This window comes from Pseudarthrobacter sp. NPDC058362 (genome assembly GCF_042723515.1).
Taxonomy (GTDB): domain Bacteria; phylum Actinomycetota; class Actinomycetes; order Actinomycetales; family Micrococcaceae; genus Arthrobacter.
This window is the reverse complement of the sequence record NZ_JBHXIW010000001.1, coordinates 122,539-135,674: the sequence shown is the minus strand read 5'-3', so window position 1 is coordinate 135,674 and position 13,136 is coordinate 122,539. Positions and strand designations below refer to the sequence as shown.

At 69.0% G+C, this 13,136-nt stretch carries 15 protein-coding genes and 1 riboswitch; of the genes, 10 read left to right on the top strand and 5 right to left on the bottom strand.

Annotated elements, in window-relative coordinates; genetic code table 11:
* The first annotated feature begins 76 nt into the window (after positions 1 to 76).
* Both ACFWIX_RS00595 and ACFWIX_RS00590 read left to right on the top strand, forming a co-directional pair.
* A complete protein-coding gene (locus ACFWIX_RS00595; protein WP_377214170.1) occupies positions 77 to 946 on the top strand; it encodes a DUF4031 domain-containing protein in 870 nt (289 codons plus the stop codon).
* Positions 943 to 1,752: a 2-phosphosulfolactate phosphatase gene (locus ACFWIX_RS00590; RefSeq protein WP_377214169.1), complete on the top strand. Its 810-nt coding sequence runs from the start codon at positions 943 to 945 to the stop codon at positions 1,750 to 1,752. Before ACFWIX_RS00595 ends, ACFWIX_RS00590 begins: the two co-directional genes overlap by 4 nt.
* 34 nt (positions 1,753 to 1,786) lie before the next feature.
* On the opposite strand, the gene ACFWIX_RS00585 is transcribed toward ACFWIX_RS00590, so the two are convergent.
* A complete protein-coding gene (locus ACFWIX_RS00585) occupies positions 1,787 to 2,188 on the bottom strand; it encodes a YccF domain-containing protein (protein ID WP_377214168.1) in 402 nt (133 codons plus the stop codon).
* Positions 2,189 to 2,198: 10 nt separating this feature from the next.
* A complete protein-coding gene (locus tag ACFWIX_RS00580) occupies positions 2,199 to 2,810 on the bottom strand; it encodes a phosphoribosylanthranilate isomerase (RefSeq protein WP_377214167.1) in 612 nt (203 codons plus the stop codon).
* A 92-nt stretch (positions 2,811 to 2,902) separates the two neighbouring features.
* Here ACFWIX_RS00580 and ACFWIX_RS00575 point away from each other — a divergent pair, with 92 nt between their 5' ends.
* The 7 genes from ACFWIX_RS00575 to ACFWIX_RS00545 all read left to right on the top strand — a co-directional run bounded on the left by ACFWIX_RS00575 (position 2,903) and on the right by ACFWIX_RS00545 (position 7,369).
* On the top strand, positions 2,903 to 3,505 hold the full coding sequence (locus ACFWIX_RS00575) for a HutD family protein (protein ID WP_377214166.1): 603 nt from the start codon (positions 2,903 to 2,905) through the stop codon (positions 3,503 to 3,505).
* 81 nt (positions 3,506 to 3,586) lie between these two features.
* Positions 3,587 to 4,117, top strand: a complete 531-nt coding sequence (locus tag ACFWIX_RS00570) for a ferritin (RefSeq protein WP_377214165.1) — start codon at positions 3,587 to 3,589, stop codon at positions 4,115 to 4,117.
* A gap of 88 nt (positions 4,118 to 4,205) precedes the next feature.
* A riboswitch (guanidine-III (ykkC-III) riboswitch) is annotated at positions 4,206 to 4,270 on the top strand.
* Positions 4,271 to 4,279: 9 nt separating this feature from the next.
* Positions 4,280 to 4,603 carry a DMT family transporter gene (locus ACFWIX_RS00565; RefSeq protein WP_377214164.1) on the top strand — a complete coding sequence of 108 codons (324 nt, stop codon included), beginning with the start codon at positions 4,280 to 4,282 and terminating at the stop codon, positions 4,601 to 4,603.
* On the top strand, positions 4,603 to 4,944 hold the full coding sequence (locus ACFWIX_RS00560; RefSeq protein WP_377214163.1) for a DMT family transporter: 342 nt from the start codon (positions 4,603 to 4,605) through the stop codon (positions 4,942 to 4,944). The genes ACFWIX_RS00565 and ACFWIX_RS00560 overlap by 1 nt, the downstream gene beginning before the upstream one ends.
* A 125-nt stretch (positions 4,945 to 5,069) precedes the next feature.
* Positions 5,070 to 5,696: a nucleoside/nucleotide kinase family protein gene (locus ACFWIX_RS00555; RefSeq protein WP_377214162.1), complete on the top strand. Its 627-nt coding sequence runs from the start codon at positions 5,070 to 5,072 to the stop codon at positions 5,694 to 5,696.
* A gap of 19 nt (positions 5,697 to 5,715) precedes the next feature.
* On the top strand, positions 5,716 to 6,708 hold the full coding sequence (locus ACFWIX_RS00550; RefSeq protein WP_377214161.1) for an aldo/keto reductase: 993 nt from the start codon (positions 5,716 to 5,718) through the stop codon (positions 6,706 to 6,708).
* A 10-nt stretch (positions 6,709 to 6,718) separates the two neighbouring features.
* On the top strand, positions 6,719 to 7,369 hold the full coding sequence (locus ACFWIX_RS00545) for an MBL fold metallo-hydrolase (protein WP_377214160.1): 651 nt from the start codon (positions 6,719 to 6,721) through the stop codon (positions 7,367 to 7,369).
* An 86-nt stretch (positions 7,370 to 7,455) separates the two neighbouring features.
* Here ACFWIX_RS00545 and ACFWIX_RS00540 read toward each other — a convergent pair whose 3' ends face one another.
* Entirely contained in the window at positions 7,456 to 9,369 is a 1,914-nt protein-coding gene (locus ACFWIX_RS00540; protein WP_377214159.1) for a DEAD/DEAH box helicase, read from the bottom strand.
* Positions 9,370 to 9,708: 339 nt separating this feature from the next.
* Between ACFWIX_RS00540 and ACFWIX_RS00535 the strand changes: the two genes are divergently transcribed.
* The gene (locus ACFWIX_RS00535; RefSeq protein WP_377214158.1) at positions 9,709 to 10,431 is read left to right on the top strand and encodes a class I SAM-dependent methyltransferase; all 723 of its coding nucleotides are present in this window, start codon (positions 9,709 to 9,711) and stop codon (positions 10,429 to 10,431) included.
* A 5-nt stretch (positions 10,432 to 10,436) separates the two neighbouring features.
* On the opposite strand, the gene ACFWIX_RS00530 is transcribed toward ACFWIX_RS00535, so the two are convergent.
* Together ACFWIX_RS00530 and ACFWIX_RS00525 are read right to left on the bottom strand one after the other, a co-directional pair.
* Positions 10,437 to 11,804, bottom strand: coding sequence for an MFS transporter (locus tag ACFWIX_RS00530; RefSeq protein WP_377214157.1), 1,368 nt, complete (start codon positions 11,802 to 11,804; stop codon positions 10,437 to 10,439).
* A gap of 1 nt (position 11,805) precedes the next feature.
* Positions 11,806 to 13,104, bottom strand: coding sequence for a CynX/NimT family MFS transporter (locus tag ACFWIX_RS00525; RefSeq protein ID WP_377214156.1), 1,299 nt, complete (start codon positions 13,102 to 13,104; stop codon positions 11,806 to 11,808).
* Between the last annotated feature and the right edge of the window lie 32 nt (positions 13,105 to 13,136).

Genomic DNA, 13,136 nt, shown 5'->3' with positions numbered 1-13,136 from the left:
GCGCGGAACCGGACCGCCCGCGCATGCGCCAATTGGGCGGGAGCGTACGCGCGGGCGCCAGCACTAGACTTCCACCATGGCCATCTACCTGGACCCGCCGCTCTGGCCTGCACACGGGACGCACTTCTCGCACATGGTCTCGGACACGTCCCTCGAGGAGCTGCATGCGTTCGCCGCGGCCGCCGGGATCCCGGACCGCGCGTTCGACGGCGACCACTACGACGTCCCCGAGCGCCGCCTGCCGGAGCTGGTGGCCGCGGGCGCCGTTCAAGTGGAGGGCCGGGTGTTGGTCCGGAAACTCATCGCCAGCGGCCTCCGCATCCCCGCCCGGCGGCGCAACAAGTCCCTCAAGGTTCCGCTGCTGAACCGCTGGAACACCATCATGCCGGGCCACGATGCCCTGTTCCTTGACCTCCTGGACCGCTGGAGCGAGGAGCACCGCCACTACCACGGCTGCACCCACCTGCTCTCGGTACTGGAGTCCCTGGACCTGCTCACCGATCCGGCCGATCCGCCGCGGACTGTGCTCCTGGCCGCTTGGTTCCATGACGCCGTCTACCGCGGCATCGCAGGCCAGGATGAGGAAGAGTCGGCGCGGCTGGCCGAAGAACGGCTCACCGCTGAGGGTCTTCCGGAGGACGAGGTGGCGGAGGTGGCGCGCCTGGTGCGGCTGACCTCGGACCACCGTCCTGAATCAGGGGACGACGACGGCGCCCTCCTCTGCGACGCCGACCTCTCCGTCCTGGGCGGCGAACCCGACGAATACGCCCGCTACGTCGCCGCCGTCCGGAAAGATTACGCGCACATCGGCGACGCGGACTTCGCTTCCGGGCGCGCCACCGTCGTCCGCCGCCTGCTGGACCTCGACCCGCTCTTCCACACCGCGAGGGCCCGCGACCTGTGGCGGGCCGCGGCCCGGCGCAACCTCAACGGAGAACTCGCATGAACGCCCCGGATCCCAAGGTAACCCACGTGCATTCGGCCAGCGCCGCGCACCGTCAGCTTCCGTACGCGGTCCGCTTCGAATGGGCGGCCGACGGCGGCGCGACCATAGCGCCCGGGGCGGACCTCGTGGTGGTGGCCGACGTCCTCTCGTTCGGCACGTGCGTCAGCGTCGCCCTGGACCGCGGCGCTGAGGTGTTTCCCTTCCCTTGGAAGGACACCCAGGCGGAGTCGTTCGCGGCCAGCCACCATGCGGTCCTCGCAGGCCCGCGGGGCGGCGGCGGGCTAAGCCTATCCCCCGCTTCCCTCCGCAGCGCGCCCGCGCTGGAACGGGTGGTGCTGCCGTCGCCGAACGGATCGGCACTGTGCCACCGGCTGGCGCAGGAGGCGCCGCTGGTTGCCGCGGTGGCCCTCCGCAACGCCGCAGCGACGGCGGAATGGGTCGCCGCTACCCTGCCGGAGCACGCAGTGATCGCGGTGGTTGCCGCCGGCGAACGCTGGCCGGACGGCACGCTGCGTCCCGCGGTGGAGGACCACATCGGCGCCGGAGCTTTCATCGCCGGACTGCTGGCGGCCGGCCGGGGCGGCTACGAGGCTGAGGACGGCAAGCCAGCCTACTCCCCCGAAGCGCTGGCGGCCGCCGCGGTATTCGAGGCGGCGGAACCGCGCCTGCGCGAGATGCTGCACGGCTGCTCCAGCGGCCGCGAACTGGCCGGCGCGGGGTACGCCGGAGATGTCGACATCGCCGCCGAGCTCGATGACAGCGATTCCGTGGCACTCCTTCGAAACGGCAGCTTCCGGCCGCTCTGATCCGTCCGCCCTAGACCAGCAGCCGGCGGTGTTATCAGCGGTACGTGCTGACGAACGGTGCGTCCGTGGGAACGATCTGCTTGCCCAGCGGCATCAGGGATACCGGGATGAGCTTCAGGTTGGCGATGGCCAGCGGAATCCCGATGATGGTCATGGCCATGGCCACCGCCGTCACGACATGGCCGATGGCGATCCAGATACCGGCCACCACTAGCCAGATGACATTGCCCAGCATCGGGAAGACGCCCGTCCCGCCCGGCTTATCCACCACCATCCGGCCAAACGGCCACAAGGTGTAGGCCGCGATCCGGAAGGACGCGATACCCCAGGGAATGGTGACGATCAGCAGGCAGCAGATGACGCCGGCGGCGAAATAACCCAGCGCAAGCCAGAAACCGCCGAAAACCAGCCAGATGATATTGAGGAGTGTCTTCATGCCACGAATCCTAGACCCTGGCCGCGGACTTCGCCGCGTGCACGAAAGCCCGGATCTTGGCCAGGTCCTTGACCCCGCGGGAGGACTCGACGCCCGACGATACATCCACGCCCCAGGCCCGTGCCGCTGCCGCGGACCGGGCCACATTGTCCGGGTGCAGGCCGCCCGCAAGCAGCCAGTTCCGGCCCTCGAGTTCGGGGATCCCCGCCATGGCGGAGTAGTCCCACTCTTCGCCCGAGCCGGGCACGGCGGCGTCGATGAGGAGGAGGTCCTCGCCCCAGTCCGCGAACTCAGCCGGCTCGGCACCCATGGTGACAGCCCGGATGACCTTCATGCCGGCGTCGTGCGCGGTGGCGACGTCCTCCCGGGAACGCTGGCCGTGCAGCTGGACCCATTCGAGGCCCGCCGCGCGGGCGATGGCGATGGCGTCGGCAACCGGTTCGTCACGGAAGACGCCGATGGGCGTCACGCCTTCCGGAACGTCCGCGAGCAGGGCCTTCGCCTGGGTCGGCGAGACGACCCGTGGGCTGGCGGTCAGGACGAAGCCAACCGCGTCCGCTCCGGCGCCCACCGCCTCGCGTACCGATTCGGGCGTGCTGAGACCGCACACTTTGACGAACATTCCCGGCTCCTTCAGGTTTGTAGGTGTCCCCCCGGAGGACAGTAGCAGGGACGCGGCGCCCGTGGCAGTGCCGGGGCAACTAGGCTGGGCAAATGGAGATCATCCGGTACTCAGACCTGAAGGCCGAACCGTGGCGCAACGGCGGCGGGGTGACACGGGAAATCGCCCGCGGAGTTGCCGGCAATTCCATCGTCGGGACTCCGGCCGCAGATTCCGCCGGCTGGGACTGGCGGGTCAGCATCGCGGAAGTGGGAAAGGCGGGCGGGTTCTCGGCCTTCCCCGGCATGGAGCGGGTCCTCACGGTGATCGACGGAGAGCTGTTCCTTCTCACCGTGGACGGCGCGGAACACCCTCTGGAGAAGTACCGGCCGTTCCGTTTCCCCGGCGACGCACCCGCCTCAGGCGCCCTGCCCACGGGTGACATCCGCGACTTGAACGTCATCACCCGGGCGGGTGTTTTCAAGGGCTACACATCCATCATCGAGCTCTCCAAGAAGCGCGCCCACCCGGTCTTTGCCGGCCAGTTCGGGATCCTGCTGCAGGGAGAGGCCACGGTAACGCATGGTGGTGAGGGCGATAGTGCCGAAGCGCTTAGCCGGTATGACGCCGTCGCCGGCTCCGACGCCGCATCGCCGGAGATCCTGGGCCGCGGATTCCTGGCCGTCGTCTCGATCGACGCAGTAGCGGACCAGTAACGACCGATAGGCCAGCCTTCCCTCGCCAAGCAGAGCCTTTCCACACTGGCTGTTACCGGTGGGCGCTCCTAGACTCGGGCTATGACCACTTCATCGTTCAACTCGCTTCTGTCCACCCAGATCGGTAACGAATTCACGGCCTCGCAGCAGTACATCGCGGTGGCCACGTGGTTCGCAAACCAGGACCTTCCGCAGCTGGCACGGTACTTCTACCGGCAGTCCGTGGAGGAACGCAACCACGCCATGATGATGGTCCAGTACATGCTGGACCGGGACATCCCGTTCACCATTCCGGGCGTTCCCGCCGTCCGGAATGACTTCGCCTCTGTGACGGAACCGCTGGCCCTTGCACTCGAACAGGAAAGGGAAGTCACGCGCAACATCGAGGACCTCTTCCGTGCGGCCCGCGGCGAAAACGACGCGCTGGGTGAGCAGTTCATGCTTTGGTTCCTCAAGGAGCAGGTGGAAGAGGTGGCGGCCATGACCACGCTGCTGAACATCGCCGAGCGCGCGGACAACCTGTTCGACATCGAGAACTTCATCGCCCGCGAAACCGTTGGCGACGGCGGCCGGGACTCCGCAGCCCCCGAGGCGGCGGGCGGCACCCTCTAGCCCTCCCCGCCCAACTGGGTGGCGGGGAGGATCCGGTGAGGTTCGCCACCAACCCGCCCACCTGCCGTCGGGCGTTGCTAGGCTGGGACCAAGGCCCATTCCCCGGCCTCCGGACGACGGTTCAGTACCCGGCACGCGACAAGACTGGCCACTGGAGCTCCCATGTCGTGGTTAGTCCTGATTCTTTCCGGCGCGCTTGAAGCCGTCTGGGCCGCTGCCCTGCACCGCGCCTCCACCCTGCAGGGCCGGCGCCGCGTCGCCCCGGCCGCGCTTTTCCTGGCGGCCGCGGCGGCCAGCACCGGCGGCCTCGCCTTCGCCATGCGTTCTATTCCCACCGGCACAGCCTATGCGGTATGGGTGGGCGTCGGCGTGGTGCTGACCTCCGCCTACGCGATCGCCACCAACGTGGAGCGCCCGACGGCGGCCCGCCTCCTCCTGCTCGCAGGCATCGCCGCCTGCGTGGCCGGGTTGAAGGTGGTGGCGTGATGCGTGCGGGTCGCCTCGCCTGGCCGGTGCTGCTGGCTTCCGCGGTCCTCGAAGCCGTGTGGGCCACCGCCCTGGGCCTGTCCAACGGCTTCACCGAACCGTGGCCCACGCTGGTCTTTGTGGTGGCTGCCGGCCTGAGCCTGTGGGGCCTCGGCTACGCTACCCGCCATATTCCGCTGGGCACCGCCTACGCCGTGTGGGTGGGCATCGGCGCTGCGCTGACCGTTGTCTGGGCGATGGGTACCGGCGCCGAGCCGTTCAGCCTGCTTAAACTGCTGTTCATTGCCGGGATTGTGGGCTGTGCGGCCGGTTTGAAGAGGCTCCCGGCCAACCCCCGCTGACTCTCCCCATCTTTGCCGCCGCATGACGGCGTGTCCCCGAGAACCGCCGTCGTACGCGGCCTGCCGGCTCCCATAGGTGGGGAAACCCGGCGGCGGAGCCTCCCCGCCCGGTTTAGGCTTTTGCCATGGACTCCCCTGAGGTCACCGAGGCCGTCGACGCCCTGCGCGGGCGCCTGGCGGACGGCCGCCGCGTCATCCTGGGCATCGCAGGCGCCCCCGGCTCGGGCAAATCGACGTTCGCGGCCTGGCTGCAGCAGCAGTTCCCGCCGGGATCGGCCGTGGTGGTGCCCATGGACGGCTTCCACCTGGCCAACTCGGTCATTGACGGCACCCCGCTGCGCCAGCGCAAGGGTGCCATGGACACGTTCGACGCCGGCGGGTACCTCGCGCTGCTTCGGCGCCTGGTGAGCCGGGACGAGGACGTGGTGTACGCACCGGAGTTCCGGCGCACCATCGATGAACCTGTGGCCGCCGCGATCGCCGTTCCCGCCGCCGTCCCGCTGGTCATCACCGAAGGCAACTACCTGCTGGCGGAACAGGACCCGTGGAAAGACGTCCGGGCCCAGCTGGAGGAGACCTGGTTTATCGACACACCGCAGGATCTTCGAATGAGCCGGCTTATAGCCCGGCACATAGGGTTCGGCATGGAGCCGGAGTCAGCCCGCGCCTGGGCCACCGGACCGGACGAAGCCAACGCCCGCATCATTCTGGCCACCAAGGCCGGGGCAGACCGCATCATCCCTCGGCTTTAACAACGAAACAGGAGAACCCATGGCACAAACAGTCCCCCTGGGCGACGGCTTTGACGTCAGCCCGCTCGGCTTCGGCGGCATGGCACTCACCCCCGTGTACGGCGAGGTGGATCCGGCGGAAGCCCTGGAAACGCTGCACCACGCGGTGGATTCCGGTGTCAGCTTCATCGATACCGCGGACATCTACGGCGGGGGCAGCAACGAGGAACTCATTTCCCGGCTGCTGAAGGAGCGGCGCCATGAGGTCCAGCTGGCCACAAAGTTCGGGCTGGTGGGCACGCCCTCAGACGGGTACACGGACATCCGGGGCGACGCGGCGTATGTCCGGCAGGCCGTGGACCGCAGCCTGCAGCGGCTGGGCACAGACGTGATCGACCTCTACTACATGCACCGCCGCGACCTCCGCGTTCCGATTGGGGAAACCGTGGAGGCCATGGCGGAGCTGGTGCAGCAGGGGAAGGTCCGGCACCTGGGCCTGTCCGAGGTAACGGCCCAGGAGCTGGAGGAAGCCTGCTCCGTGCACCCCATTGCAGCCGTGCAGAGCGAATGGTCCATCTGGAGCCGCGACGTGGAACGCAACGTTGTTCCTGCCGCGGCCGCCCTGGGAGTAGGGTTCGTGCCGTATTCGCCGCTGGGCCGGGGATTCCTCACCGGCACAGTTGACGCCTCCGCCCTGGGTTCCAACGACTTCCGCCGCAAGATCCCGCGGTTCGCCCCGGACGCCGCCGACGCCAACCAGGCCGTGGTCGATACCGTCCAGGCCGTTGCGGAGCAGCTGGGAGCCACCCCGGCGCAGGTCGCCCTGGCCTGGCTGCTCGCGCAGGGCAAGCGGCTGGAGTTGCCCGTGGTCCCCATCCCCGGCACGCGCAAGTCCGCCCGGATCGACGAGAACCTGGGCGCGCTAGCCCTTGAGCTGACCCCCGCGCAACTGGAGGCTTTGGACGCAGCCTCGGCCGCCGTCGTCGGCTCCCGATCCGCGGACCCCAACTGGGTGTCGCAGGGGCGGGAATAGGGTGGTAACCATGGATTCGCTGATTTACGACCTGCCTGCCCTGACCATCCGCAGCATTTCCGTCAGCGAGATGGACAACAACGTGTACCTGCTGACCGCGAAGTCCTCCGGCGAACAGGTGCTGATCGATGCCGCGGATGACCTTCCGGCCATCCGGCAGCTGCTCGCGGACGCTGCCCGAGACACCGCTGCGGAGCCGAAGCTCGCGCTGATCGCCACCACCCACCAGCACTGGGACCATGTCCGGGCGCTGCCGGACCTGGTTGCCGCCACGGGTGCGCCCACCGTTGCGGGAGCGGACGACGCCGACGCGCTGCCCGTTCCGGTGGACCGGCACCTGGAGCACGGGGACCGGGTGGCCGTGACCGGATTCGAGTTGGAGGCCGTCCACCTGCGCGGCCACACACCGGGCTCCACCGCGTTCGTGTACCGCGGTCCGGACGGGCCGCCGCACATCTTCTCCGGCGATTCGCTGTTCCCCGGTGGTGTGGGAAACACGCAAAAGGACCCGGAGCGGTTCAACTCACTGCTGGACGACGTCACGGACCGGCTGTTCGGCACCTACCCGGATGCCGCCGTCGTGCATCCCGGCCATGGCAAGCCGACAACGCTCGGTGCCGAACGCCCGCACCTTGAAGAGTGGCGCGCCCGGGGCTGGTGAAGCCCTGGGCTTCCGCTACAGATTCGGACAGCCGCGCCCGGGATCCGGGTAGCGGCTGTCCGTTTCAGCAGCGGAAATCCGTAACGTTAGCGGCTGCGGCGTTCGTTCGACGCCGGAGCTGACGCGCGGCGCGGGCCGCTGCGGGCCGGACGGCCTGAGCCGCCGTTGCCGCCGCCTGCGTACGAGCCGCCCGAGGCTCCGCCGGTGGTGGAGGACCAGACGGCCTTGCTGCCGGAGTTGCCACCGTTGCCGGTGCGCTGCCCGCCCGAACGCTGCTCGCCGGACCGCTGGCCACCGGTGCGGGCGCCTGCTGCGGCACGCTGGCCCGTTGCCGGACGGCCGCTGCGCTGTCCGCCGGAGGAAGCCGGGCGTCCGGTTCCGCCGCGGGGGGCGTCGCTGCGGGTGATGCGTGAATCCGTGCGGCCTTCAGCTGCGCGCCCGTCCGAACCGCGGCCAGCCGATGAGCGGCCACCTGCTGCGGGGACGTCGTTGCGGTGCGTGCTTGCGATGCCGCGGCCACGGCCGTTTCGGCGGGCCGCAGCTGCCGCAATCGCGCGGTCCTCATTCTGCTCAGCCACACGGTCGAAGGCTGCGCGGGCTTCGGTGCGGCCTTCAAAAGCTGCCGCCCGGCGCTCGGCGCGGGGGACGTCGGTGCGGACCGGCTCAGCCGAGACCTTGCCGCGGCCGCCACGGCCACCGCGTCCACCGGTGGTCGGTGCAGCCTGGCGGCGTGCCCGTTTCCGCTCGGCGTTGGCACCGGTGGAGGTTCCGCCGCCCTGCTTGGCAGCCTTGGCGGCCAGCAGCGCAGCACGGGTGCGGGGGTCGATTTTCTCGGCCATTTCACCCACGAGTTCTGCAACCAGCGGGGAGTTGGCGGTGACGCGCTCGAAGTTGACCTCGACGCCGGCGGCCTTCATGAGCTTCTTGACGTCGCTCTGCTGCTCGGGGAGCGTCAGGGTGACCACAGTTCCGTCCGAACCGGCGCGGGCGGTACGGCCCGAGCGGTGAAGGTACGCCTTGTGCTCGGTGGGCGGGTCAACGTGGATGACCAGCTCGACGTCGTCCACGTGGACACCGCGGGCTGCGACGTCGGTGGCCACCAGGACACGCACGTCGCCGTTGGAGAACTCGGCGAGGTTGCGGTCACGGGCGTTCTGCGAGAGGTTGCCGTGCAGGTCGACGGCGGGGATGCCGGCGTCGGTCAGGGTCTTGGCCAGCTTGCGGGCATGGTGCTTGGTCCGCATGAAAAGTACGCGGCGGCCTGCACCGGAGGCAAGCTCAACGATCAGCTGCTTCTTGACGGTCTGGTCGTTGACCACCAGCACGTGGTGCTCCATGGTGGTCACCGCAGCCTGCGGATCATCCACGGAGTGGGTCAGCGGATTGGACAGGTAGCGCTGGACGATCTTGTCCACGCCGTTGTCCAGAGTGGCGGAGAACAGCAGCCGCTGGCCTTCGCTGGGGGTCATGTCCATGAGCTTCTTCACCACGGGCAGGAAGCCGAGGTCGGCCATGTGGTCCGCCTCATCCAGGACCGTGATCTCCACGGCTTCCAGGGTGAGGATGCGCTGGCGGATCAGGTCCTCCAGGCGCCCCGGGCAGGCGATGACAATGTCGACGCCGGCACGCAGCGCTTTTTCCTGGCGCGCCTGGGAGATGCCGCCGTAGATCACGGTGGTGTTCAGGCCGGCGGCCTTGGCCAGCGGCTCGATGGTGGCGTTGATCTGGGTGGCGAGCTCACGGGTCGGTGCGAGAACCAGACCCATGGGACGGCCGGGCTTGCGGAAGTGCTTGGCTTCCCGCTCAGCGAGTCGTGCTACAAGCGGGATGGCGAAAGCGATGGTCTTGCCGGAGCCGGTGCGGCCGCGGCCCAGGACGTCGCGGCCTGCGAGGGTGTCCGGGAGTGTCTTCACCTGGATGGGGAACGGTTCAACGATCCCCTGCGCGGTGAGGGTGTCGGCGAGGGCTTTGGGCGTGCCGAGGGCAGCGAAAGTAGTCATGTAGTCAAAGGTCTTTCAGGCGGTGTCCGTGCGGACATCGGCCCCCGACGCCGGTTGGCACAGGGGGTTCGCCGAAGAAAATTCAGGTGGTCAACCAGCCTGCTGCCGCTTATTCAAAGCGGCGGCCGGGACCAAATGGAACGCGTTCATCGACGCAGGATGTGCCTCTCACATGAAAAAAGCCCAGACCCTTTTATGAAGGGAAACCCGGGCATCACTGCACATCAAGTTCCACCAGTCTAGCATCCTGCCGGGCTGGCTCATTCCGGCGCCCCCGTCCTCCCCTGATGGATGGTGGGGGGCGTTGCCCTGACCCTGGGCGCAGGGCAGTCTTGGAGCATGAGCGAACAGGCGGAGAACCAGCATGAAAAGCACGACGGCGGCCAGCACCTGCCTGGCGGAACGGTGCGCAGCGCCGCTGAAGTATGGGACGAGCTCTACCGGAGCAAACCCCGCATCTGGAGCGGGAAACCCAACCCGCAGCTCGTCCGGGAAGCCGGGGGACTGAAACCCGGGAAGGCCTTGGATCTCGGCTGCGGAGAGGGTGCCGACGCGATCTGGCTGGCACAGCATGGGTGGACCGTCACCGCCGTGGATGTGTCCGCCGTCGCGCTTGAACGGGCGCGCGCCCACGAAAAAGCGGCTCTGGACCGGGAAGGCGTACACGCGCACGACGGTTCCACCCCGAGCCGTATTACCTGGCAGCAGGCCGACCTTGGGCAATGGCAGCCGGGATCAGCCTTCGATCTCGTGACCGCGCAGTACCTGCACGCCGACAACCGGGGCTGGAGGGGACCCCTTCGGATGGCGGCGTCTGCGGTCAAACCGGGCGGGACCCTGCTCATCGTCGGCCACCACCCGGACCATCTTCCGCCGTGGCGGGACGGGAAGGCGCCCCGCGACAGGTTCTACAGCGGCCGGGAACTCGTCCGCGAACTCGCGCTGGAAGATCCCGGCTGGCAGCTCGAGGTTGCCACTACCCGCGAGCGACCCGTGGCTGGCCCGGACGGGCAGGAAGCGGTCATCGGCGATGTAGTGGTCCGCGCCACGAGACTGCCCTAAGCGCGTCAGGACGTGTCGGAGGCCACCCTAGGCGCTACGAACGCCGCGGCGAAGGCCACCACGGCGGTCAGCGCGAAGACCCCGGCGAAGGATCCCGCCGTCGTCGTAAACGCGGCGAAGACGATGCCCGTGGCTGCGAGCGCCAGCGCCCCGCCCAGCGAATCCGCGATGGACATGGCCGAGCTGTTGAACCCTTCGTCGTCCTTGCTGGAAAGTCCCAGGGTCATGACGCTCAGGCGCGGATAGAGCATTCCCATGCCACCGCCGGCAAACACCCACCCGGAAATTACGACGGCGGCGGGCCAGTGCAGCGCGGCGGTCGCCAGTGCGAGGGTCACCGCGCCGAGAACCATGAGCGAGCCGGCCCGCACGGCAGTCCGATGCGGAAGCCGGTCGCCGAGCCGCCCCTGTAACGCGGCGGCAGCGGCCCACGCCAGCGCCCCGAGGGTCAGCGTCAGGCCCGCGAACGTGGGTGGGAAACCGTACTGCTCAATCAGGAGGTACGGCAGGTAGACCTCGGCACCGAAGAACGCCGCCGACACCATTCCGCGGGACAGGATCACGCTGGGCAGGCCCCTGCGGGCGGTAAGGGTGCCCCGCGGGACGAGCGGGCGCACCGCCGCCAACGCGAGGACGACGGCGGCCGCGGCCAGGAGTGCGGTGGCGGGCGGGAACCCCGGGATCCTGACTTCCGCGGAGAGGTTCAGTGCAAGGACCGCGACGGCGGCCAGCGCGGCCCAGGCGAGCCGGGCCGGCGCCCACGGGGTGCTGGGCGTCCCGCCGTGGCCGCGCAGCACCGGCGCCACCATCACCAGCGCGGGAATGACCAGGCCCACCACGCCGAGGAAAACCCAGTGCCAGCTGAACACCTGCGCCACGATTCCTGCCGCGAACGGGCCCACCAATGACGGAATGACCCAGGCCGCCGAAAACGCAGCGAAGATCCGGGGGTGCAGCTGCGGCGGGTAGATCCTGGCCACCAGCACGTACAGGGCAACGGTCAGCGCGCCGCCGCCGAGGCCCTGCACCAGCCGGCCCGCGACGAGCTGGGGCATGGTGGCGGCGGTGCCTGCGATGAGCAGGCCGAGCGAGAACAGGGCCACCGAGGTATAGAGCGGGGTTGCCGGCCCGCGGCGGTCGGACCAGTTGCCCGCACCCACCATGCCGATCACGCCGGTGGCCATGGGTCCGGCGAACGCGAGCGCATACAGGCCGGCGCCGTCCAGTTCACGGCTGACCAGCGGCATGATGGTGGTCACGGCGAGGGATTCAAAGGCGGCGAGGAACACCAGCGCACACGTGCCGATGGTTACCCAGAGGAAGGGCCGCCGGAGGACGCTGCCGGCGGACTGGGTGTCAGGCTCCGACCGCACCTCAGCCAACGAACCGGTCCCGTCCGGCGCGGTACCCGAACACTGCCGCCAGGGTCCCGACCACCAGGAACAGAACCCCGGCGGCTTCGAAGGAACCTGTGCGCTGCTGCAGCTGCCCCACCAGGAGCGTCCCCGTGGAGCCGAGCCCGTAGCCCACGCCCTGCATCATCCCGGACAGGTGCGCGGCCGTGTGACCGTCGCGGGTGCGCAGCATGATCATGGTCAGCGCCACCGCGGTGAGGCTTCCCTGGCCCAGTCCCAGCAGTCCGGCCCACACCCACACGAGCTCCAGCGGCCCGAAGATGCTGAGCGCAAAACCGGCCCCGGTCATCAGCGCCACCACGGTATTAATGGCGCGCTGGTCCCTAAACCGGGCGGCGAGGGCGGGCGCAAACAGGGAACCCAGCATCTGCAGCACAATGCTGGCGGACACGATCAGCCCCGCCGTTCCGCCGTCCACGCCGCGTTCACGCAGGATCGGCGCCAGCCAGGCGAAGACACTGAAGGACATCATTGCCTGCAGCACCATGAAGAGGGTCACCTGCCACGCCACCGCGGACCGCCATACACTGACGCCTTTATGGACGGACTGGTGCCGCACGGAGCGCTGGCGTACGGCTATGGGCAGGAACAGGAAAAGTACGACGGCGGCCGGCACCGCCCAGGACCACAACGCCAGGGTCCACTCCCCCGTCGCCGTGTAGACGGGGTAGGTAAAGCCTGCCCCGAGTGCCGCGGACGCGCAGATGGCCGTGGTGTACAGCCCGCCCATCAAGCCCAGCCGTTGCGGGAAATCGCGCTTCACCACGCCCGGCAGCAGGACGTTGCAGAGGGCGATGGCGGCTCCGCACGCTGCAGTCCCCGCCAGGAGCGCGGGAAGGTGGCCGCCCAGGTCCGCGGGCCGCAGCAGGAGCCCGACGGTCAGCACTGCCATGGCACCCAGCAGCACCCGCTCGGCCCCAAAGCGCCGGGCAAGGACAGGGGCCAGCGGTGCGAACACGCCCAGAAGGGTGACGGGAGCCGTGGTCAGGACCACCACGGCCCAGCCGGGCAGGGCAGCCTGTGCCGTGATTTCGGGCAGTACGGCCGAGAAGCTGGAGAAGACGGTCCGCAGGTTGAAGCCGATGAGCACCAGGCAGACGCCCAGGTAGGCGAGCTGCAGCCGGCTTCCCACCTGCGTGGGTGCCGGCGGCGGAACCTCGTCCGCTTCGGCGTCCACGAGGGTGCCGGGCATGGACTGCTGGCCTTCCGTTCCTGCGTTTCGTCGCCTCCCCGCCCATGCCCTCGTCGTTTCCGTCATCCGGCCATTCTCTCAGCAGGAACAGCCGAGGT